The following is an 18,963-nucleotide window of genomic DNA, read 5'->3' as shown; positions in this document are numbered from 1 at the left end:
GAATCGCGCGTGAGGGCGTCGCGCGCAGCCTACAGCAGCTGATGTTGCTGCATGTAGCGATGAACCACCTCGATGCGCGCGCCCGCGTCCATCATTTCGAGCAGCTTCTGACGTGCGCGCAGCGCGATCGGCAGCACTTCGGCGAGCCGGTTCGACACCCACGACGGGTCTTCGAGCCTGAACGGCTCGGCAAACGGCAGGCTGTCCGGATCGCGCTCGCGAATGGTCGCAATGATCCGCTCGAGCACTTCCGCGCATGCGCCGAATTTGGCCAGCTGCTGATTGCCTTCGAGCGGTTCATCTTCTCCGAGCGGCTCGGCCATGCCGACCAGCAAGCCACTGCTTTCCACGCGGTGCGACAGCAGCCGGAAGCGGCGCGTGCCGCGCGCGCGAATCAGCAGCATGCCGAAGGTCTCGACGTCGCATTGGTCGATTTCGGCGAGACAGCCGATTGATTCGGGCACCGAAGGTTCGTTTTCCCGTGCGACCTCCGCGCCGCTTTTGAGCAGGCAGACGCCGAACGGCGTCTTTTCGCGCAGGCAGTCGCGCGCCATGTCCAGGTAGCGCGCTTCGAAAATCTTGAGCGGCAGAATGCCGTCGGGAAACAGAACCGTGTGTAGCGGGAACAGCGGCACATCGGCGAGCACAGTAGAAGTAGAGGACATGGCGCAACGCTTCGAGTTGAGGCCGCGCGATGCGGCCGGTTAAGCCACTAACTTCGATGATGCGCCGGCGTCGACCGGTGCATCGCGGTGCCGCACGATCACATTCGCTGCATTGGCAAGACGCGCGGCGAGCGTCTCGGCAATGAACACCGAGCGGTGCTGGCCGCCCGTGCAACCAATTGCGACTGTCAGATAACTACGATTGTCGTCGCGGAAATGCGGGAGCCATTTGGCCAGAAACTTCTGAATGTCGTCGATCATTTCATGCACGACCGGCAGGGCGTCGAGGAAATCGATCACCGGTTTGTCGAGGCCCGTGAGTGGGCGCAATTCATGATCGTAGTACGGGTTAGGCAGCGTGCGCACGTCGAATACGAAGTCGGCGTCGAGCGGCACACCGCGTTTGAATCCGAACGACTCGAACATCAACACGAGACCGGCATGCTCCTGTTCGATAAAGCGCTTGACCCATTGGCGCAACACGTTTGCGCGCAGATTGCTGGTGTCGATCTGATGGCCGAACTCCGCGAGGCCCGCGACAAGTTCGCGTTCCCGTTCAATCGCCTCGGCGAGCGAGGTGAGCAGCCCGACATCCGCATCATGCGCGGTGGAACCCGAGAGCGGATGACGGCGGCGCGTCTCCGAAAAGCGCTGAATCAGCGACTGCGTACTCGCGTTGAGGAACAGCACCCGCACGTCATGCGCGCGCGACAGGTCGCGGATCATGGCCGGCATGTCGTCGAGCGATGCGCTCGAACGGGCGTCGATCGCGACCGCGAGGCGGTCGTGTCCGTCTTCGGCAAGATAGGACGCGAGTTCGGGCAAAAAGCGCGGCGGCAGATTGTCGACGCAGTAATAGCCCGCGTCTTCCAGCGCGTTGAGCGCGACGGACTTGCCGGAGCCGGATATGCCGGTGATGAGGATTATGCGCATGGAATCGTGAAATCGGTCCGTTTCATCATAGCATCTGAGCCTTGCGCGCGTTATCCGCGGCCGCCCGTGGGCGAAGGCTGCGAGCGCCGCGCGAAGCCCCGGCTCAGATCAGTTTGCCGGGAAACTGGCTATCCGGATCCTGCATGGCGAGACGCTGACGGTCCATGAAATCGCGCAAGGTGTCGATGCCGCGCAATTGCAGGATCGTGTTGCGCACGGCCGCTTCGACGAGCACCGCGAGGTTTCGGCCGGCCGCCACCTGGATGGTGACCTTGCTGATGGGCAGGCCCAGCACGTCGACGGTTTGGCTCTCCAGCGGCAGCCGCTGGAACTCGCCGTCAGGACGGCGCACCAGCTGCACGATCAGCTTCAGTTTCATTTTCCGCCGCACGGCGGTTTCACCGAAAATCGTCTTGATGTCGAGCAGGCCGAGGCCGCGCACTTCCAGCAGATTCTGCAGCAGCGGCGGGCAGCGCCCTTCGACGAAGTCCGGGCCGAGGCGCACAAAGTCCACGGCGTCGTCGGCGACAAGGCCGTGGCCGCGGCTGATCAGTTCGAGGCCAAGCTCGCTCTTGCCGAGGCCGGAGTCGCCGGTGAGCAGCACGCCCATGCCGAGGATGTCCATGAAGACGCCGTGCAGCGTGGCGCGCGGCGCGAGAATGCGCGACATGTAAAGCCGCAGGCTGTCGATCACCGCGGCCGCGGACATCGGCGTGGTGAAAAGCGGCGTGGACGAGCGCGTGCAGCGCAGTACCAGTTCGGGCGGCGCGGCAACCCCGCCCGCCACCACGAGGAACGGCGGTTCCAGTGCGATCAGCTCGGCCATGTGGCGCGAGCGGTCTTCGTCGGTCTGGCGTTTGTAGTAGTCGATTTCGGCGTCGCCGAGCACCTGGATCCGGTTCGGGTGGATCAGGTTCAGGTGACCGACGAGGTCGGCGCTCGACGTGGCGTTCGCGACCGATTCCGAAGAAAAGCCGCGCTCCCAGCCTTCATGCCCTGTCAGCCAGCTCAGTTTCAGCGTGGCGGCGTTATCGTCGAAAATGCTTTGGGCGTTGATGCTGGACGTATCCATGAGTCAGTGACTCCAGTGTTGGCCGCTTGCCGGGCACGGCGCCGGCCGCGCTAACGCGGGCCGTGAGCCGAGCCTGGCTGTACCCACACGCGGACGGTTGTGCGTGCGGATTGGCGGCGTGCGGATGACCGCCGCTGCATCAAGGTTGCCACTGAGTGAGCAGGCGATGCAATGATTCGCGGTCTTGTTCCGTATGCAGGCGCTCCCGTGCGTCGCGATCGGACAGCAGTTGCGCGATTTCCGAAAGGATTTCGAGGTGCTGCTGCGTGGCCTGTTCGGGCACCAGCAGGAAGATGAGCAGCGAGACCGGCTGACCGTCGGGCGATTCGAAGGGAATGGGTTCGGCCAGGCGGACAAAGGCGGCGAGCGGCTGCTTGAGTCCTTTGATGCGGCCGTGCGGAATCGCGACGCCTTCGCCGAGCCCCGTGGATCCGAGGCGCTCGCGCGCAAACAGATTGTCTGTGACCGTGCTGCGGGCGATGCCGTTCTGGTTCTCGAAGATGAGGCCCGCTTGCTCGAACACGCGCTTTTTGCTGGTGACCGATAGTCCGACGACGACGTTCTCGAGGGGAAGAAATTTGGCTAAACGATTCATGTTGACAGGCGAAAACGTGGCCTGGGTTCTCCTCGCTGGGGCGTTTGATTGGCGTTCCATTCGTTTGATGCTCACGGCGATGTACATGGGAGTCCGAAAGCACAGGACTCCGGCAGACCGCCTTGTTGCGAGCTAGACCCCGATGGTAACCGGAACATTATAGAACAGGGCGACGGCCTATGGTGCGGCGCGCCATCAATGCGTAATAGGTGGTTTCTTCGGGTTTCCGAGGCGCGGATATCAAATCAGAACCGCAACGAAAAACCGCCCGGTGGCGGGCGGTTTCGGTTAAGCGAACGGAAGCAGTTCTTCTGGATTCGCTTACTGCGGCGGCACGTCGAGTTGTGGCGCCGGTTGATACTTGATCGCTTCGTGCTGATGGCCTTGCAGGCGATCCTTGTGGCGGATTACTTGCCGGTCGAGCTTGTCGATCATCAGATCGATCGCAGCGTATAGGTCGCTGTCGCAGCTCTCGACAAAAATGTCCTTGCCCTTCAGATGCAGGTTGATTTCAACCTTTTGCCGCTTTTCCTTTTCCTTGTGGTTGTCGACCGAGAGGACCACACTGCCGTCGATGACCTGATCGAAATGTCTTAGCACCCTATCCAATTTGGAGATCACGTATTCGCGCAACGCAGGCGTAACTTCGAGGTGGTGTCCACTGATCTGCAGATTCATAGTGCTTCTCCAAGCTAGTGGCCGCTTGGTCCGCACGATGACGAAGGTCCGGTCGATCTGTCGGCTTGCCTGAGTCGCCCCCCGGTGACTGACTACTGGCAGGTCGCATCGGCCGGCCTGTCCGCCAACTTGCGGAGCGGCCGGTAAATGCCCGCCGCGGAAGGCAACGGGCTACAGAGACTTGCGCAGGTTGACTGCCGGAATCCTGAGCGCTTCGCGATACTTCGCCACGGTGCGCCGTGCGACCACGAAGCCCTGTTCCGCCAGCAGTTCGGCTATGCGGCTGTCTGAGAGAGGCGTTTTTGCGTTTTCCGCTCCTATCAGTTGCTTGATGAGCGCGCGAATGGCCGTTGAAGACGCCGCGCCGCCCGTGTCCGTCGAAACATGCGAACCGAAGAAGTATTTGAACTCGAGCGTCCCGAACGGGGTGAGCATGTACTTACCGGTTGTCACACGCGAGACAGTTGACTCGTGTAGGCCCAGCGTATCAGCAATTTCTCGCAAAACCAAGGGGCGCATGGCAATTTCGCCGTGCACAAAAAAGCTCTTTTGACGCTCGACAATGGCCTGCGCGACACGCAGGATTGTTTCGAAACGCTGCTGGATATTTTTGATCAGCCAGCGCGCTTCCTGCAGTTGCTGGCGCAACGAACCGCTGCCGGGATCGCCCCGGTTGTTGCGCAAAATATTGGCGTACAGGTGGTTGATGCGCAGTTTCGGCACCACTTCGGGATTGAGTTCGGCCTGCCAGCCCTGCGCGGTTTTACGCACCATGATGTCCGGCACGACGTAATCCGCCTCGGCCTTGCCGTAGGCCGCGCCCGGGAATGGTTCCAGCGAGCGGATGAGCGCGTGGGCGTCGCGCAGGTCGTCGTCGCTTGCTTTCAGATGCTTGCGCAGGCGCGTGAAATCGCGCGCGGCGAGCAGTTCCAGATAATGGGCAACGATGTCGAGCGCGAGCGCGCGCGTAGGCGACGGCTCGAGCCGCAATAATTGCAGCTTCAGGCACTCGGACGCGGAGCGCGCCCCGACGCCCGCTGGGTCGAAGCTGTGCAGCAGCGCAAGCGCCGCATTCAGTTCGTCGAGGTCGACTTCCAGCTCTTCGGGCAGGTCCGCGAGCACTTCTTCGAGGGTGGCGGCGAGATAGCCGTCGTCGTCGAGCGATTCGATCAGAAAAGTGACGAGCGCCCGGTCGCGCTGACCGGCCTGCGTGACGCGCAATTGCGCCATCAGGTGATCGCGCAGCGAAGTACTCGATTCGTGAATTTGCAGCGGCGGCAGGTCGTCGTCGTCCGAGGCGTTGCCGGAGCGGCCGTAGTCGTCGAGATTCCATTGGGACGCGTCGCCGTTGCCGTCGCCAGAGAGGCCGTTGTACTCGTCCACGCCTTGCGGCTCGCCGTTCTCCGAGCGCTCGCTGCCGCTCGTGGACGACGACGAGCCGTTGCCGCCCATCTGGTCGGGCGGGGTGGCGGAGCCGGGCGCCTGCGCGATCAGCGAGCCGTCGGCCGCCACGCGAAGCGGGCTCGCGATCCAGTCGTCTTCGTTCTCGAGGAGCGGGTTTTGCGAGATCGCGGTGGCCACTTCCTGCTGCAGTTCGAGCGTAGACAGCTGAAGCAGCCGGATGGACTGCTGCAGTTGCGGGGTCAACGCAAGATGCTGCGATAGGCGGAGTTGGAGGCTGGCTTTCATGGCAAGTTCAGATTCATTGTAGAGAGTTTGCCACGACCGCGATACCTTGCGAATCGCAATTACCTATGGGCGCGCCCGCGGCGACGCCGGGCGCGCGCCGGACAGGTCAGAAATGCATGGGAACGAAGGCCGCAAACGGCGCGGGAAGCAGGCTGGAAGCGGGCTGAAATGAGCCAAAGATGGGCGGCGAGTGGCCGCAAGCGAGCCACAAATCAGCTCGCAACGGGCCGCCGCCCGGCCGTCTGCCGCCTGCGCTTACATGCGGAAATGCTCGCCGAGATAGACGCGCCGCACGCTTTCGTTTTCGATAATTTCGCTCGGCGCGCCGGCTGCGAGCACACTGCCGTCGCTGATGATGTACGCGTGATCGCAGATGCCGAGCGTCTCGCGCACGTTGTGGTCGGTGATTAGCACGCCAATATTGCGCTGCTTCAGAAATTTGACGATCTTCTGGATTTCCAGCACCGCAATCGGGTCGACGCCCGCGAACGGTTCGTCGAGCAGAATGAAGCTCGGATTGGTGGCGAGGGCCCGCGCGATTTCCACCCGGCGGCGCTCGCCGCCCGACAGCGAAAGCGCCGGATTCTCGCGCAAATGCGCGATTTGCAGCTCGTCCAGCAGGGCTTCCGTGCGGCTTTTGATCGCGTCTTTCGACAGGCGCTTGCCGTTTTCCTCGTGCTGCAGTTCGAGCACGGCGCGAATGTTTTCCTCGACGGAAAGCTTGCGGAACACGGACGCTTCCTGCGGCAGATACGACAGCCCGAGCGACGCCCGCTTGTGGATGGGCAAAAGGCTGATGGACTTGCCGTCCAGGTCGATTTCGCCCGCATCGAGCGGCACGAGGCCGACGATCATGTAGAACGACGTGGTCTTGCCCGCGCCGTTCGGGCCCAGCAGGCCGACCACCTCGCCGCTTTTCACATCGAGAGAAACGTCTTTGACGACCGTGCGCGAACCGTAACGCTTTTTCAGATTCCGTACGACCAGCGAACTACTGGTGCCGGCCGGCTTGCGATTGGGAAGGGACGCGGAAGTGCTCACTGGTTCGGCGCTCCCTGAATCGTGGTGGACGGCGCGAGCGTGGCCGACGCGCCGTTCAGCGGCGCCGCGCCGCCGTTGCGCGGCGACAGCATGGCGCGCACGCGGCCGCTCGGGTTGCCTGGACCGGCAACGTCTTTGCCCGCCTTCGCGGTATAGAAATCCTTCTGGCCGTCATACGTGATGACGCTGCCGTGCACCTGATCCATCACCGTCGAGAGGCCTTGCAGGCGCCTGACCGTCGCATTCGTGGTGAGCGTGGTCAGATCCTGCTTGCCGTCGTAGTCGATGCGAACGGCCGTGCCTTCGATATATTCGTCGAGGCCCTCGCGCTTCTGGCGGAAATACGACAGGTTGCCGCCGCTCGACGTGCCGGTTGCGTACTGATAGCCCTGCGGATCCTGCGTCACTTCGACACGGTCGGCCTTGATCACGATCGTGCCCTTGGTGGCGACCACATGGCCGGTGAAGATGTTGACCTGCTTCAGGTCGTCGTAAGTCATGTTGTCCGCTTCGATGTTAAGCGGCTTGTCCTTGTCGGCGCGGTCCGCGTGCGCGAGCGGCGCGAAGCCGGCGAGCGGCAACGCGACCAGCAGCGCAGCGAGTCCGGCGCGGCACGCGGACAGGGTGCGCGCGCGGCCGGTATCAAAACGGGGGAACGATTCGTTCATGCAGTCACGCTGGAATGGGATTACCCGGGTTGCCTCGGCGAGCTGCCGCCGGCCTCGGACGCGGCAATCGCGCCCTTCACATTGCCGAAGAGCTTCATGACCCGGGTGACGTTGTTGTAGTTCATGCCGCTGGCAGTCATTATGGACATGCCGCGCTGGAGTTTAACCGGCTTTTCCGTCTCGATCACATCGTCGTTCACGAGCACGCGAAAATGCTCGGAATCGGCCTGCATCTGCGGATCGCCGTAGCCGGCCGCGCGCAGGATGCGGGCGTTGCCGTACAGGTCGACGATGGACGCGTCGCCGTTCACCTTGCCGGTGTCGCCGGTTGCGGTGACGACGGGCTTGCCGGGCTGGAACGCGCGCATGGCCGGCTTGACGAGGTCGCTCAGTTCGTCGTCTTCATAATGAATCAGCGACTGCGCGGTCAGGCGATACTGCGTCGAGCCCGACTGATCGAGTTCGGAAACCGAAAAATTGTCGGCGAAATAATCCGGCGTGTGTTCCTTCGGGCGCACCGCGCCTTCGTTCTGCCGCGGCAGCGTGGCTTGCAGCAGCCACCACGTAAAGCCCGCGAGGGCGGCCATGGCGACGAGCGGAATCAGCGAAGTCAGGCGGAACGTGTTATTCATCCGACGAGGCCCCGCTGTTCGCCGCTACAGGCGGCCGCGAGCAGCGCCTCGTACTTGTGCTGCGCGCGCAGCAGGGTGTCGCAGACTTCGCGCGCCGCGCCGTGGCCGCCGCGCGCCTCGCTGACCCAGTGCGCCCGTGCGATCACTTCCGGATGCGAATTGGCCGGCGCCGCCGCGAAGCCGACCTTCAGCATCACGCCGAGATCGACCCAGTCGTCGCCCATGTAGCCGCATTCCTCGGCGCTCATGCCGGTCGCTTCGAGCAGCTCCGCGAATGCCTGCGGCTTGTTCTCGACGCCCTGATACACGTGCGTGATGTGCATTTCTTTCGCGCGCGCCGCGACGATGCCCGACTTGCGCCCGGTGATGATCGCCGTTTCAATGCCGGCCTGGCGGAGCAGCTTCATGCCGTGGCCGTCCATGGAATTGAAGCCTTTCATCGTGTCGCCTTCCGCCGTGAAGAGCAGGCCGCCGTCGGTCAGCACGCCGTCGACGTCGAAAATCATCAGCTTCACGCGGCTCGCGCGTTCGGTAGCGGTTGGGGGCGCGACGGCCATCAGATCACCTTCTTCGAGAACAGGTCATGCATGTTCAGTGCGCCGATCAGCTTGCCTGCTTCGTCGACGACCAGCATCTGATTGATGCGATGGCGCTCCATCAGTTCCACGGCTTCCACGGCGAGGTGGTCCGGACCGATGGTGCGCGGGTCGGCGGTCATGACCGCGGCGATGGACAGCGCGCGGAAATCGCCGTCGCGCTCCAGCACGCGGCGCAGATCGCCGTCGGTGAAAATGCCTTTCACGCGGTCTTCCTGGTCGACAATCGCGGTCATGCCCATGCGCTTGGCCGTCAACTGGAACAGCGCGTCGCGCACGGTTGCTTCGGGCGTGACTTTCGGCACCTGGTCGCCCGTGCGCATCACGTCGCTCACATAAGTGAGCAGGCGCCGGCCGAGCGCGCCGCCGGGATGCGAGCGCGCGAAGTCGTCGCGGCCGAAGCCACGCGCGTCGAGCACCGCGACCGCGAGCGCGTCGCCGAGCGCAAGCGCCGCGGTGGTGCTGGCGGTGGGCGCAAGATTCATCGGGCAAGCTTCTTTGGCGACGCCGGAATTCAGATGCACGTCGGCGAGTTTCGCCAGGCTCGAGCCGGGCCGCCCGGTCATGGCAATCAGCTTGGCGCCAATTCGTTTGATGAGCGGCAGGATCGCGACGAGTTCTTCGGTTTCACCCGAATTGGAGAGCGCGAGGAAGACGTCGTCGGCAGTGACCATGCCGAGGTCGCCGTGGCTTGCTTCTGCCGGATGCACGAAAAAGGCCGGCGTGCCCGTGCTCGCGAGCGTGGCCGCGAGCTTGCGCGCCACGTGCCCCGATTTGCCGATGCCGGAGACGACCACACGCCCACGGCAGCCCAGGATGAAGTCCACCGCCCCGACGAAGGCGCCGTCGAGTTGATCGCGAAGCGCGCGCACGGCGTCCGCTTCGATGTCGAGCACGTCGCGAGCGAGCGCAAGTGCCCGGTCGCCATTGATTTTCGCTATCATTCGCGAAGTATAGCAAAGGCGCTTGTTCGCCGCGCCGGGCCTGCTGTGCAAGACTGCTGGCTTCATCGGCTTCTTTTATCGCCCCCTGTAACGGCCCCTCAACCTTGTCGCACGGCCTCATGCGTGCGCGGTTCCGCTGACGAACGAGGACGCTTCACCCATGCGTTTTTGCCGATGATTTCCCCGCTGGAAATGACGCTGTTCCTGCTGCTGGCTTCGGTAGCGGGCGTGGTGATTTTTCGCTTTCTGAATCTTCCGCCGATGCTCGGCTATCTGACCGTCGGCATTGTGGTCGGACCGCATGCGCTCGGCCTCGTGCCGGATTCCGTCGGCGCCCAGAACCTCGCGGAATTCGGCGTCGTGTTCCTGATGTTTTCCATCGGCCTCGAGTTTTCGCTCGCGAAACTGCGCTCCATGCGTCGGCTCGTGTTCGGTTTGGGCCTCCTGCAGGTGCTCGGCACGATCGCGGTCGCGGTGACGCTCGGCTTCGTGTTCGAGCGCTGGGTGCACATCAAGTGGCAGGCGAGTATCGCGCTCGGCGGCGCGCTCGCCATGTCGTCCACGGCGATCGTCAGCAAGATGCTCGCGGAGCGCCTCGAAATCGAGACCGAGCACGGCCGCAATATCTTCGGTGTGCTGCTGTTCCAGGATCTGGCGGTGGTGCCGCTTCTTATCATCATTTCGGCGCTGGGCGGCGACTCCAAAGACCTCGTCAATGCGCTCGGCGTCGCCGCGATCAAGATCGTCGTCGCGCTGTCGCTGCTCCTGATCGTCGGACAGCGTTTCATGACGCGCTGGTTCAACGTGGTCGCGCGGCGCCGCTCGCAGGAACTGTTCATTCTCAACCTGCTGCTCGTCACGCTCGGCGCGGCGTTCATCACGGACAAGTTCGGCCTCTCGCTCGCGCTGGGCGCGTTCATTGCCGGTATGCTGATCGCCGAGACGCCTTATCGCCACCAGGTGGAAGAGGACATCAAGCCGTTCCGCGACGTGCTGCTCGGGCTCTTCTTCATCACGACCGGCATGCTGCTGAATCCGCGCGTGATCTGGCAGCATCCGCTGATCGTGCTCGGCTTCCTGATCGGTCCGACCTTGCTGAAGGCGGTGATGATCACGGGGCTTTCGCGCCTGTTCGGCGCATCGCCGGGTGTTGCCATGCGCACCGGCATCGGTCTCGCGCAAGCGGGCGAGTTCGGCTTCGTGCTGCTGAATCTGATTCTCGACAAGCACCTCGTCGACACCACGCTGCTCCAGGCCATTCTCGCGGCGATGCTGCTGTCGATGCTCGCCGCGCCGTTCCTGATCCAGAACGCGGACCGCATCGTGCTGCGCCTGTCTTCCACTGAATGGATGATGCAATCGCTGCAGATGACGCGCATCGCCACGCAGAGCCTGAAGCAGAGCGGCCACGTGATCATCTGCGGCTACGGCCGCTCGGGGCAGAACCTCGCGCGCATGCTCGAACACGAAGGTTTGTCGTATGTCGCGCTCGACCTCGACCCGGACCGCGTGCAGGCGGCCGCGACGGCGGGCGAATCCGTCGTGTTCGGCGACGCCGGGCGGCGCGAGTCGCTGCTCGCCGCGGGCATCCACCGCGCCGCGGCGATTGCGATCACGTATGCGAACACGCCGTCGGCATTGCGCGTGCTGCACAACATCCACGAACTGGAACCCACGTTGCCGGTGATCGTTCGTACCGTCGACGACGCCGATCTGGAAAAGCTGCTGGCCGCGGGCGCAACGGAGGTGATTCCGGAGATCGTCGAGGGCAGCTTGATGCTCGCCTCGCACACGCTCGTCGTGATGGGCGTGCCGATGCGCCGTGTGGTGCGTCGCGTGGAGGAAATGCGCGACGAACGCTATGCGCTGTTGCGCGGCTACTTCCACGGCGCCGACGACATGGACGACGACGACGGCCACGAACAGGTGCGGCTACAATCGGTCCCGGTCGACGAAAACGCCGATGCGGTCGGCCGCACGCTCGCGGACCTCGGCCTCTACGAACTCGGCGTGGAAGTCACCGCGATCCGCCGGCACGGCATTCGCGGCGTGGAGCCGGACCCGTCGACCAAGCTGCGCGCGAGCGACATCGTCGTCTTGCGCGGCTTGCCCGAGCAACTGGCGCAAGCCGAGGAGCGGCTCTCGAAACACCGCCGCGCGGGCGCCGCCGCGGCGTAGCTCAGGTGCGGCACGGCTCGCCGCTGATTTCAGCTTTTCATGGGACCTTGCGAGGTCCCTCCGGAGACATCATGTCAAACGCGCTTGCGAGCGCGCCGCTCGACGCGGCCGACTACATCAAGAGTCACATTCGCACGGTTGCCGACTGGCCACAGCCGGGCGTGCAGTTCCGCGACATCACGCCGCTGTTGCGCGAGCCGAAGTCGCTGCGCGTGCTGATCGACCTGTTCGTGCAGCGTTATATCGACGCCAAGCTCGACTATATCGCCGGTCTGGATGCGCGCGGGTTCATCATCGGGCCGATTCTCGCCTATGAGCTGAACCTCGGTTTCATCCCGATCCGGAAGGCGGGCAAACTGCCCTACAAGCGCGCGTCGCAATCGTATGAGCTCGAGTACGGCACGGCCACCGTGGAAATCCACGAGGACGCGTGCAGGCCGGGCGACCGCGTGGTGATCGTCGACGATCTGATTGCGACCGGCGGCACCATGATGGCCGGCAAGATTCTGCTCGAGCGGCTCGGCGCGGTGGTCGTGGAAGGCGCCGCGATTATCGATTTGCCGGACCTGGGCGGCTCGAAGCTGCTCGCGGGCGGCGGTTTGCCGCTTTATACGGTGACGAGTTTCGCGGGCCATTGAGCGTCGCGCGGGGCTCTTCGCATCAATCGCAAGGAAAGGTCGATAACCAGTATGCCTAACTTCGCATTATTTCTCGCCACGTCGATTGCCATCACCATGGCGCCCGGCCCGGACAATCTGCAAGTGCTGGCGCGCGGCATCTCGCAAGGCCGCGCCGCGGGCCTCGTCGCGGCGCTCGGCTTCGCGGCGGGCATCGCGTTTCATATGACACTGGCCGCGCTCGGCGTCGCGGCGCTGCTGCGCTCGTCGCCGCTCGCGTTTCAGGCGATCAAGCTCGCCGGCGCCGCGTATCTCGTGTGGATCGGCATCAAGGCGCTGCGCAGCCAGGGTCTCGCGACCGCGCACGAGCGCGCGCCTCAACCGTTGATGACCGTGTTTCGCCAAAGCGTGCTCGGCAATCTGCTCAATCCCAAGGTGACGCTGTTCTTTGTGGTGTTTCTGCCGCAATTCGTGCAGACCGGTGGTATACAAAGCGTCACCGTGCAGATGCTCGAACTCGGCGCGCTGTTCATGTTGCAGACGCTGGTGGTCTTTTCGCTGTTCGGCGTCTGTGCCGGCATGATCGGCGGATGGTTGCGGCGTCGCCCGCGCGTGGGCGTGTGGCTCGACCGGCTTGCCGGCGCCACCTTCATCGGGCTCGGAATTCGCGTCGCGCTGCGCGACTGATCGGTGCGGCGGTTGACCTGTGCTCGCGTCCGGCCGTCGCCGAAAGTAGGGAGTGTTGAATGAGTTTGCCTTGCCTGATTGCCGCGCGCCGCTTCGATGCTGCCGCGCATCTGCCGTTCTGGATCGACGCCGAACGGGTCGGCTGGATCCGTTCGAGCGACGTGCACCTGCTCGCGCGCTGGCCGGACGTCTTCGAGATCGACAACGCGCGCGTGGTGCTCGCGCCGTCCTTCAATACGGTGGATCTGCGCAGCGCCGCGCTCGCTTCGGTGATCGGCGCGCTCGCCGCCGAGGGGCGCATCCCCAGCTGGCGCGACGAGACCTACGCCATCCGCAATGCATTCGACGCGCGGCCGCTCGCATACATCGAGCGCGCCGCGTCGCGCTTTTTCGGCACGATGACCTACGCGGTGCATCTGAACGGCGTCGTAGAATACGCGGATGGCGGCGCGCCGCGATTGTGGATCGCACGCCGCAGCGACACCAAGGCGACCGATCCGGGCATGCTCGACAACGTGGTGGCGGGCGGAATCGGCTGGGGCTTCAGTGTGGAGACGACGATCGTCAAGGAGTGCTGGGAAGAAGCAGGCATTCCCGAGGAGATCGCCGCGCGCGCCGTGGCGGGCCGCACCGCGCACGTGCTGCAATCGTTACCGGAAGGCACGCAGGCCGAGCAGATCTTTATCTACGACCTCGCGTTGCCGGCTGACTTCGCGCCGCGCAATCAGGACGGCGAAGTCGGCGAGCATCGCCTTGCGCGTATCGACGAAGTGGCGCGCTGGATCGAAGAAGGCGCGATGACCGTTGACGCGAGCCTTGCGACGCTCGATTGCCTGCTGCGCCGCCGCTGGATCGACGAGGGGGCGTGCGCGGGCATCGAGGCTTTGTTCACGCCGCCGCTGCTGGAGTAAGCGCCGGCGTCGCGCACCACGCTGCAACACCGAACAAACCACGCATTGAAGAAGGGAGTCACCCAGGTCATGTCGACCGATCACAGCTTTATCCTCAAACTGTCGTGCGCCGACCGGCCCGGCATTGTTCACGCCGTGTCGGGCTTCCTGTTCGAGCGCGGCAGCAATATTCTCGACTCCGCGCAGTTCGGCGACAGCCGCACCGGCGAGTTCTTCATGCGCGTGCATTTTCAGCAGGTGGGCGGCGATCCGGGGCTCGAGGCGCTGCGCGCTTCGTTCGACACGCTTGCCGCGCAGTTCGGCATGAGCTGGGAAATGCATGACGCCTCGGTCAAGCCGCGCGTCGTGATCATGGTCTCGAAGATCGGTCATTGCCTGAACGATCTGCTGTTCCGCTACCGTACGGGTCAGCTGAACATCGAGATTCCGGCGATCATCTCGAACCACAAGGAGTTCTATCAGCTCGCCGCGAGCTACGACATTCCGTTCCATCATTTCCCGCTGCTCGGCGGCACGCCCGAGGCGAAGGCCGCGCAGGAAGCGCGCGTGCTGGAAGTGATCGACGAGCATCAGGCCGATCTCGTCGTGCTCGCCCGCTATATGCAGATTCTGTCGCCCAAATTGTGCGAGGCGCTTGCCGGCCGCGCAATCAATATTCACCACTCGTTCCTGCCGAGCTTCAAGGGCGCGAAGCCGTATTACCAGGCGTTCGACCGCGGCGTGAAACTGATCGGCGCCACGGCGCACTATGTGACGACCGATCTGGACGAAGGTCCGATCATCGAGCAGGAAGTGGAGCGTGTGGACCACAGCATGACGCCGGAGCAGTTGACGGCGATTGGCCGCGACGTCGAATGCGTGACGCTCGCGCGCGCGGTGAAGTGGCACGTCGAGCATCGCGTCGTGCTGAACGGCAGCAAGACGGTGGTGTTCCGTTAGGCGCCTGAGGACGAAAAAAACGGCACCGTCGTGCCGTTTTTTATGTCCGCGAGCGCCGCGGCAAGCAGTTCGCGCGCTCAAACCAGCCGCAGATAAATCAGCTCGCGCTTGATATACGCATAAAAGATCGGCGCCGCGATCACGCCGGGCAGGCCGAACGCGGCTTCCATGACGAGCATCGCGACCAGCAGCTCCCACGCGCGCGCCTCGATCTGCCCGCCGACAATGCGCGCATTCAGGAAATATTCGAGCTTGTGGATCAGGATCAGGAACGCGAGCGACATGACCGCGGCGGGAAAGCTGACCGAGAGCGCCACCGCCACGATGATCGTATTCGAGATCAGATTGCCGATGACCGGCAGCAAGCCGACGATAAACGTGATCAGCACCAGCGTTTTCGAGAGCGGCAACTGGTCGTGGAAAATCGGCAGAACGATCAGCAGGAAGATGCCGGTGAACACCGCATTGATGGCCGAAATCTTGACCTGCGCGAAGACGATGCGGCGAAACGCGTCGGCGAAACGTGTCACGCGCGTGACGAACGCCGTGGACAGCGGCAGCCGCTGCATATGCTTTTGCGCGCTGACCGCGATGATCGCCCCGATGATCATGCCGATCAGAATATGCGTGAACGCACGCGCCGCCGTCTTGCCGCTTTGCTGCAGCATGTTCGCGTGCGTCTGCATCAGCTCGGCCGCGCGGGTTTTCATCTGCTCGGTGTCGACGGGCAGATAGCTCGCAATAAATTGCGGAATCCGCCCGCGCGCCTGGTCGATCAGCTGCATCGCCTGGTCAAGCAGCTTCTGCACGCTCGGCACGTCGTTCTCGAAGTGCTCGATGACGCCGAGCGTCAGGCCCGTGAGCGCGCCCACGATCACCGTGGAGAGGATCACCACCGCCAGCCAGCGCGCCCGCCCGCTCGACATATGACGCTCGATGCGCGGCGCGATGGTATGCACCAGCTGGAACACCAGCAGCCCGGCGAGCAGCGCGCCGAGCAGCCGCAACTGGATGACCGCCCACATTCCGAACAGCATCAGCACGTAACTGCCGATCTCGACCGCCGAGAGTTTCGGCAGACTCATGTTGCTGGTCAGCCTGACCGGGCGTGGGCGTAAGTCCTGCACTTGCCCGTTTTCGCTCGCCTGATTCCGCTTGGCCATGGCTTATCCGTCTCCAACCCGTGTTGTGCAGCGTTACTTTTTACTGGCCGCGCGTTTCAGCAAAGGCGCCAGGTATCTACCGGTAAAACTTGCCTTGGACTTCGCAATCTGCTCGGGCGTGCCCTGCGCGATGATCTGGCCGCCGCCCGCGCCGCCTTCCGGGCCCATGTCGATGACCCAGTCGGCGGTTTTGATTACATCGAGATTATGCTCGATGATCACGACGGTATTACCCTGGTCGCGTAACCGATGAATAACTTCCAGCAAAAGGGCGATGTCATGAAAGTGCAATCCGGTGGTCGGTTCGTCGAGAATGTATAGCGTGCGACCCGTGTCACGCTTGCTCAGTTCCAAAGATAGTTTGACCCGCTGCGCCTCGCCGCCGGAGAGCGTGGTTGCCGACTGGCCGAGCCGGATATAGCCGAGGCCGACGTCGAGCAGCGTTTTCAGCTTGCGCGCGACGACCGGCACCGGCTTGAAGAACTCGTACGCGTGTTCGACCGTCATGTCGAGCACTTCGCTGATGTTCTTGCCTTTGTACTGCACGTCGAGCGTTTCGCGGTTGTAGCGTTTGCCGTGGCAGACGTCGCACGGCACGTAGACGTCCGGCAGAAAGTGCATTTCGACCTTGAGCACGCCGTCGCCCTGGCAGGACTCGCAGCGCCCGCCCTTCACGTTGAACGAGAAACGGCCCGGGTCGTAACCGCGCTCCTTGGCGGCGGGAACGCCCGCGAACAGCTCTCGGATCGGCGTGAAGAGGCCCGTGTAGGTGGCCGGATTGGAGCGTGGCGTGCGGCCGATCGGCGACTGGTCGACGTTGATCACCTTGTCGAAGTGCTCGAGCCCCTCGATCGACTCATACGGCGCCGGCTCCGTGGACGACCCGTAAAGGTGCTGCGCGACGGCCTGATACAGCGTGTCGTTGATGAGCGTGGACTTGCCCGAGCCGGACACGCCGGTCACGCACGTGAGCAGGCCGACCGGCAGATCGAGTGTGACGTGCCGCAGATTGTTGCCGTGCGCCTCCACGATGCGCAGACGCCGCTCGTCCGGGTCCTTGCGCTCGTCCGGATACTCGATGGTGCGCGCGCCGGACATATACTGCCCCGTCATCGACGCCGGGTTGCCTTGCACCTGTTCCGGCGTGCCCTCGGCGATCACCATGCCGCCGTGCTCGCCCGCGCCCGGACCCATGTCGACCACGTAGTCGGCCATGCGGATCATGTCTTCGTCATGTTCGACCACGATCACCGAGTTGCCCAGATCGCGCAGATGCTTGAGCGTGGCGATCAACCGGTCGTTGTCGCGCTGATGAAGGCCGATGGACGGCTCGTCGAGCACATACATCACGCCGGTGAGGCCCGAGCCGATTTGCGACGCGAGGCGGATGCGCTGCGCCTCGCCGCCCGACAGCGTTTCGGCGCTGCGTTCGAGCGACAGATAATCGAGCCCGACATTGTTCAGAAACATGAGCCGCGCGACGATTTCCTTCACTACCTTGTCGGCGATCTCGCGCTTCGAGCCTTCGAGGCGCAAGGTCTGGAAGTAGCCGAGCGCGTCGCGCAACGGCCAGCCGCTGATTTCGTAGATGCCGCGCGCGTCGCCGTCCGCGCCGATCCGCACGAAGCGCGCTTCGCGGCGCAGCCGCGTGCCCGCGCAAGCCGGACACGGCTGATTGTTCTGATACTTGGCAAGTTCCTCGCGCACCGCGGCCGAATCCGTCTCGCGGTAGCGGCGCTCCAGATTCGGAATGATGCCTTCGAACACATGCTCGCGAACGGACGCGCGGCCCCGCTCGTTGATATACGAGAACGGAATTTCCTGCTTGCCCGAGCCGAACAGCAGAATCTTGCGGACTTTTTCCGGCAGGTCTTCGACGGCCGTGTCGATGTCGAAGTCGTAGAACGCGGCGAGGCTTTGCAGCATCTGGAAGTAGAACTGGTTGCGCCGGTCCCAGCCCTTCACCGCGCCCGCCGCGAGCGACAGCGACGGATGCGCGACCACCCGCTTCGGATCGAAGAAGGTGATCTGGCCGAGCCCGTCGCATTCCGGGCACGCGCCCATCGGGTTGTTGAACGAGAACAGCCGCGGTTCCAGTTCCTGCAGCGAATACGAGCAGATCGGGCAGGCGAATTTCGAGCTGAACAGATGCTCCTTGTCCGTGTCCATTTCGAGCGCGATCGCCCGGCCGTCGGCGAGACGCAGCGCGGTTTCGAACGATTCCGCGAGACGCTGCTTCATGTCGGGCCGCACCTTCAGGCGGTCCACCACGACGTCGATGGTGTGCTTGTCGTTCTTCTTCAGCTTCGGCAGCGAGTCGACTTCGTAGATTTTCGCGGCGCCTTCGTTGGCGGTGCCGCCGCCCGAGCGCACGCGAAACCGGATGAAGCCCTGCGCCTGCATCTCCTCGAACAGTTCGACGTGCTCGCCCTTGCGGTCGGCGACCACGGGCGCGAGGATCATCAGCTTCGTTTCTTCCGGCAGCGCGAGCGCGGCGTCGACCATTTGCGACACGCTTTGCGCCTCGAGCGGGATTTCATGGTCCGGGCAATAAGGCGTGCCGACACGTGCGAACAATAGCCGCAGGTAGTCGTGGATCTCCGTGACCGTGCCGACCGTGGAGCGCGGATTGTGCGAGGTGGCCTTCTGCTCGATCGAGATGGCCGGCGACAGGCCTTCGATCAGATCGACGTCGGGCTTTTCCATCAACTGCAGGAATTGACGTGCGTAGGCAGAGAGGCTTTCGACGTAGCGCCGCTGCCCTTCCGCGTAAAGCGTGTCGAACGCGAGCGACGATTTCCCCGAGCCGGAAAGACCGGTAATAACGACGAGCTGATGACGTGGTAGGTCGAGATTGACGTTCTTCAGGTTGTGGGTGCGAGCCCCACGAATACGGATTTGTTCCACGGATTTATTCCATGAACTGCGGAAAGAGGAAGAGGCTAAACCTGCTAC

The 18,963-nt window shown here is 63.6% G+C and carries 18 protein-coding genes; 5 read left to right on the top strand and 13 right to left on the bottom strand.

Going from position 1 to position 18,963, the window contains the following annotated elements:
• Nucleotides 1–29: 29 nt before the first annotated feature.
• From ACEN8U_RS12110 to kdsD, 11 genes are all read right to left on the bottom strand, one after another.
• Complete coding sequence (locus tag ACEN8U_RS12110) at nucleotides 30–665, bottom strand: LON peptidase substrate-binding domain-containing protein (RefSeq protein ID WP_013587045.1); 636 nt, start codon at nucleotides 663–665, stop codon at nucleotides 30–32.
• Between the two features lie 39 nt (nucleotides 666–704).
• The gene (gene rapZ, locus ACEN8U_RS12105; RefSeq protein ID WP_310104990.1) at nucleotides 705–1,598 is read right to left on the bottom strand and encodes an RNase adapter RapZ; all 894 of its coding nucleotides are present in this window, start codon (nucleotides 1,596–1,598) and stop codon (nucleotides 705–707) included.
• A gap of 103 nt (nucleotides 1,599–1,701) precedes the next feature.
• Entirely contained in the window at nucleotides 1,702–2,670 is a 969-nt protein-coding gene (gene hprK, locus ACEN8U_RS12100) for an HPr(Ser) kinase/phosphatase (RefSeq protein ID WP_006048029.1), read from the bottom strand.
• Between the two features lie 139 nt (nucleotides 2,671–2,809).
• Nucleotides 2,810–3,325 carry a PTS IIA-like nitrogen regulatory protein PtsN gene (gene ptsN / locus ACEN8U_RS12095; protein WP_013587047.1) on the bottom strand — a complete coding sequence of 172 codons (516 nt, stop codon included), beginning with the start codon at nucleotides 3,323–3,325 and terminating at the stop codon, nucleotides 2,810–2,812.
• 261 nt (nucleotides 3,326–3,586) lie between these two features.
• A complete protein-coding gene (hpf, locus tag ACEN8U_RS12090) occupies nucleotides 3,587–3,943 on the bottom strand; it encodes a ribosome hibernation-promoting factor, HPF/YfiA family (protein WP_006048027.1) in 357 nt (118 codons plus the stop codon).
• A gap of 171 nt (nucleotides 3,944–4,114) precedes the next feature.
• Nucleotides 4,115–5,632: an RNA polymerase factor sigma-54 gene (locus tag ACEN8U_RS12085; RefSeq protein ID WP_015001557.1), complete on the bottom strand. Its 1,518-nt coding sequence runs from the start codon at nucleotides 5,630–5,632 to the stop codon at nucleotides 4,115–4,117.
• A gap of 255 nt (nucleotides 5,633–5,887) precedes the next feature.
• Entirely contained in the window at nucleotides 5,888–6,673 is a 786-nt protein-coding gene (gene lptB / locus ACEN8U_RS12080; protein ID WP_013587049.1) for an LPS export ABC transporter ATP-binding protein, read from the bottom strand.
• The gene (gene lptA / locus ACEN8U_RS12075) at nucleotides 6,670–7,341 is read right to left on the bottom strand and encodes a lipopolysaccharide transport periplasmic protein LptA (protein ID WP_310104997.1); all 672 of its coding nucleotides are present in this window, start codon (nucleotides 7,339–7,341) and stop codon (nucleotides 6,670–6,672) included. The genes lptB and lptA overlap by 4 nt, the downstream gene beginning before the upstream one ends.
• Nucleotides 7,342–7,361: 20 nt before the next feature.
• Nucleotides 7,362–7,973 carry an LPS export ABC transporter periplasmic protein LptC gene (gene lptC, locus ACEN8U_RS12070; protein ID WP_013587051.1) on the bottom strand — a complete coding sequence of 204 codons (612 nt, stop codon included), beginning with the start codon at nucleotides 7,971–7,973 and terminating at the stop codon, nucleotides 7,362–7,364.
• Nucleotides 7,970–8,530, bottom strand: a complete 561-nt coding sequence (locus ACEN8U_RS12065; protein WP_013587052.1) for a KdsC family phosphatase — start codon at nucleotides 8,528–8,530, stop codon at nucleotides 7,970–7,972. The genes lptC and ACEN8U_RS12065 overlap by 4 nt, the downstream gene beginning before the upstream one ends.
• Nucleotides 8,530–9,513, bottom strand: a complete 984-nt coding sequence (kdsD, locus tag ACEN8U_RS12060; protein ID WP_013587053.1) for an arabinose 5-phosphate isomerase KdsD — start codon at nucleotides 9,511–9,513, stop codon at nucleotides 8,530–8,532. The genes ACEN8U_RS12065 and kdsD overlap by 1 nt, the downstream gene beginning before the upstream one ends.
• 174 nt (nucleotides 9,514–9,687) lie before the next feature.
• On the opposite strand from kdsD, the gene ACEN8U_RS12055 reads away from it, so the two are divergent.
• The 5 genes from ACEN8U_RS12055 to purU all read left to right on the top strand — a co-directional run bounded on the left by ACEN8U_RS12055 (nucleotide 9,688) and on the right by purU (nucleotide 14,845).
• Nucleotides 9,688–11,691 (top strand): cation:proton antiporter, encoded by a 2,004-nt coding sequence (locus tag ACEN8U_RS12055; protein WP_310105001.1) that lies wholly within the window; start codon nucleotides 9,688–9,690, stop codon nucleotides 11,689–11,691.
• Between the two features lie 71 nt (nucleotides 11,692–11,762).
• Nucleotides 11,763–12,329, top strand: a complete 567-nt coding sequence (locus ACEN8U_RS12050; RefSeq protein WP_015001560.1) for an adenine phosphoribosyltransferase — start codon at nucleotides 11,763–11,765, stop codon at nucleotides 12,327–12,329.
• 51 nt (nucleotides 12,330–12,380) lie between these two features.
• The gene (locus ACEN8U_RS12045) at nucleotides 12,381–12,995 is read left to right on the top strand and encodes a LysE family translocator (RefSeq protein ID WP_015001561.1); all 615 of its coding nucleotides are present in this window, start codon (nucleotides 12,381–12,383) and stop codon (nucleotides 12,993–12,995) included.
• Nucleotides 12,996–13,054: 59 nt separating this feature from the next.
• On the top strand, nucleotides 13,055–13,906 hold the full coding sequence (locus ACEN8U_RS12040; RefSeq protein WP_310105007.1) for an NUDIX hydrolase: 852 nt from the start codon (nucleotides 13,055–13,057) through the stop codon (nucleotides 13,904–13,906).
• 69 nt (nucleotides 13,907–13,975) lie between these two features.
• Complete coding sequence (gene purU, locus ACEN8U_RS12035) at nucleotides 13,976–14,845, top strand: formyltetrahydrofolate deformylase (protein WP_013587058.1); 870 nt, start codon at nucleotides 13,976–13,978, stop codon at nucleotides 14,843–14,845.
• Nucleotides 14,846–14,922: 77 nt separating this feature from the next.
• Here the strand turns inward: purU and ACEN8U_RS12030 are convergent, their stop codons facing one another.
• Both ACEN8U_RS12030 and uvrA read right to left on the bottom strand, forming a co-directional pair.
• Complete coding sequence (locus tag ACEN8U_RS12030; RefSeq protein WP_013587061.1) at nucleotides 14,923–16,008, bottom strand: AI-2E family transporter; 1,086 nt, start codon at nucleotides 16,006–16,008, stop codon at nucleotides 14,923–14,925.
• Between the two features lie 33 nt (nucleotides 16,009–16,041).
• Nucleotides 16,042–18,915 (bottom strand): excinuclease ABC subunit UvrA, encoded by a 2,874-nt coding sequence (gene uvrA / locus ACEN8U_RS12025; RefSeq protein ID WP_015001564.1) that lies wholly within the window; start codon nucleotides 18,913–18,915, stop codon nucleotides 16,042–16,044.
• Nucleotides 18,916–18,963: the final 48 nt, after the last annotated feature.

The organism is Paraburkholderia phenoliruptrix (genome assembly GCF_047325075.1).
Taxonomy (GTDB): domain Bacteria; phylum Pseudomonadota; class Gammaproteobacteria; order Burkholderiales; family Burkholderiaceae; genus Paraburkholderia; species Paraburkholderia phenoliruptrix.
Note: the sequence above shows the minus strand (reverse complement) of the source record. Positions and strands in the feature narration are given on the sequence as shown.

Bases quoted from the DNA above. Each gene is read 5' to 3' on its own strand.
- ACEN8U_RS12110 (WP_013587045.1), bottom strand. From the start codon at position 665: ATGTCCTCTACTTCTACTGTGCTCGCCGATGTGCCGCTGTTCCCGCTA.
- rapZ (WP_310104990.1), bottom strand. From the start codon at position 1,598: ATGCGCATAATCCTCATCACCGGCATATCCGGCTCCGGCAAGTCCGTC.
- hprK (WP_006048029.1), bottom strand. From the start codon at position 2,670: ATGGATACGTCCAGCATCAACGCCCAAAGCATTTTCGACGATAACGCC.
- ptsN (WP_013587047.1), bottom strand. From the start codon at position 3,325: ATGGAACGCCAATCAAACGCCCCAGCGAGGAGAACCCAGGCCACGTTT.
- hpf (WP_006048027.1), bottom strand. From the start codon at position 3,943: ATGAATCTGCAGATCAGTGGACACCACCTCGAAGTTACGCCTGCGTTG.
- ACEN8U_RS12085 (WP_015001557.1), bottom strand. From the start codon at position 5,632: ATGAAAGCCAGCCTCCAACTCCGCCTATCGCAGCATCTTGCGTTGACC.
- lptA (WP_310104997.1), bottom strand. From the start codon at position 7,341: ATGAACGAATCGTTCCCCCGTTTTGATACCGGCCGCGCGCGCACCCTG.
- lptC (WP_013587051.1), bottom strand. From the start codon at position 7,973: ATGAATAACACGTTCCGCCTGACTTCGCTGATTCCGCTCGTCGCCATG.
- ACEN8U_RS12065 (WP_013587052.1), bottom strand. From the start codon at position 8,530: ATGGCCGTCGCGCCCCCAACCGCTACCGAACGCGCGAGCCGCGTGAAG.
- kdsD (WP_013587053.1), bottom strand. From the start codon at position 9,513: ATGATAGCGAAAATCAATGGCGACCGGGCACTTGCGCTCGCTCGCGAC.
- ACEN8U_RS12055 (WP_310105001.1), top strand. From the start codon at position 9,688: ATGATTTCCCCGCTGGAAATGACGCTGTTCCTGCTGCTGGCTTCGGTA.
- ACEN8U_RS12050 (WP_015001560.1), top strand. From the start codon at position 11,763: ATGTCAAACGCGCTTGCGAGCGCGCCGCTCGACGCGGCCGACTACATC.
- ACEN8U_RS12045 (WP_015001561.1), top strand. From the start codon at position 12,381: ATGCCTAACTTCGCATTATTTCTCGCCACGTCGATTGCCATCACCATG.
- ACEN8U_RS12040 (WP_310105007.1), top strand. From the start codon at position 13,055: ATGAGTTTGCCTTGCCTGATTGCCGCGCGCCGCTTCGATGCTGCCGCG.
- purU (WP_013587058.1), top strand. From the start codon at position 13,976: ATGTCGACCGATCACAGCTTTATCCTCAAACTGTCGTGCGCCGACCGG.
- ACEN8U_RS12030 (WP_013587061.1), bottom strand. From the start codon at position 16,008: ATGGCCAAGCGGAATCAGGCGAGCGAAAACGGGCAAGTGCAGGACTTA.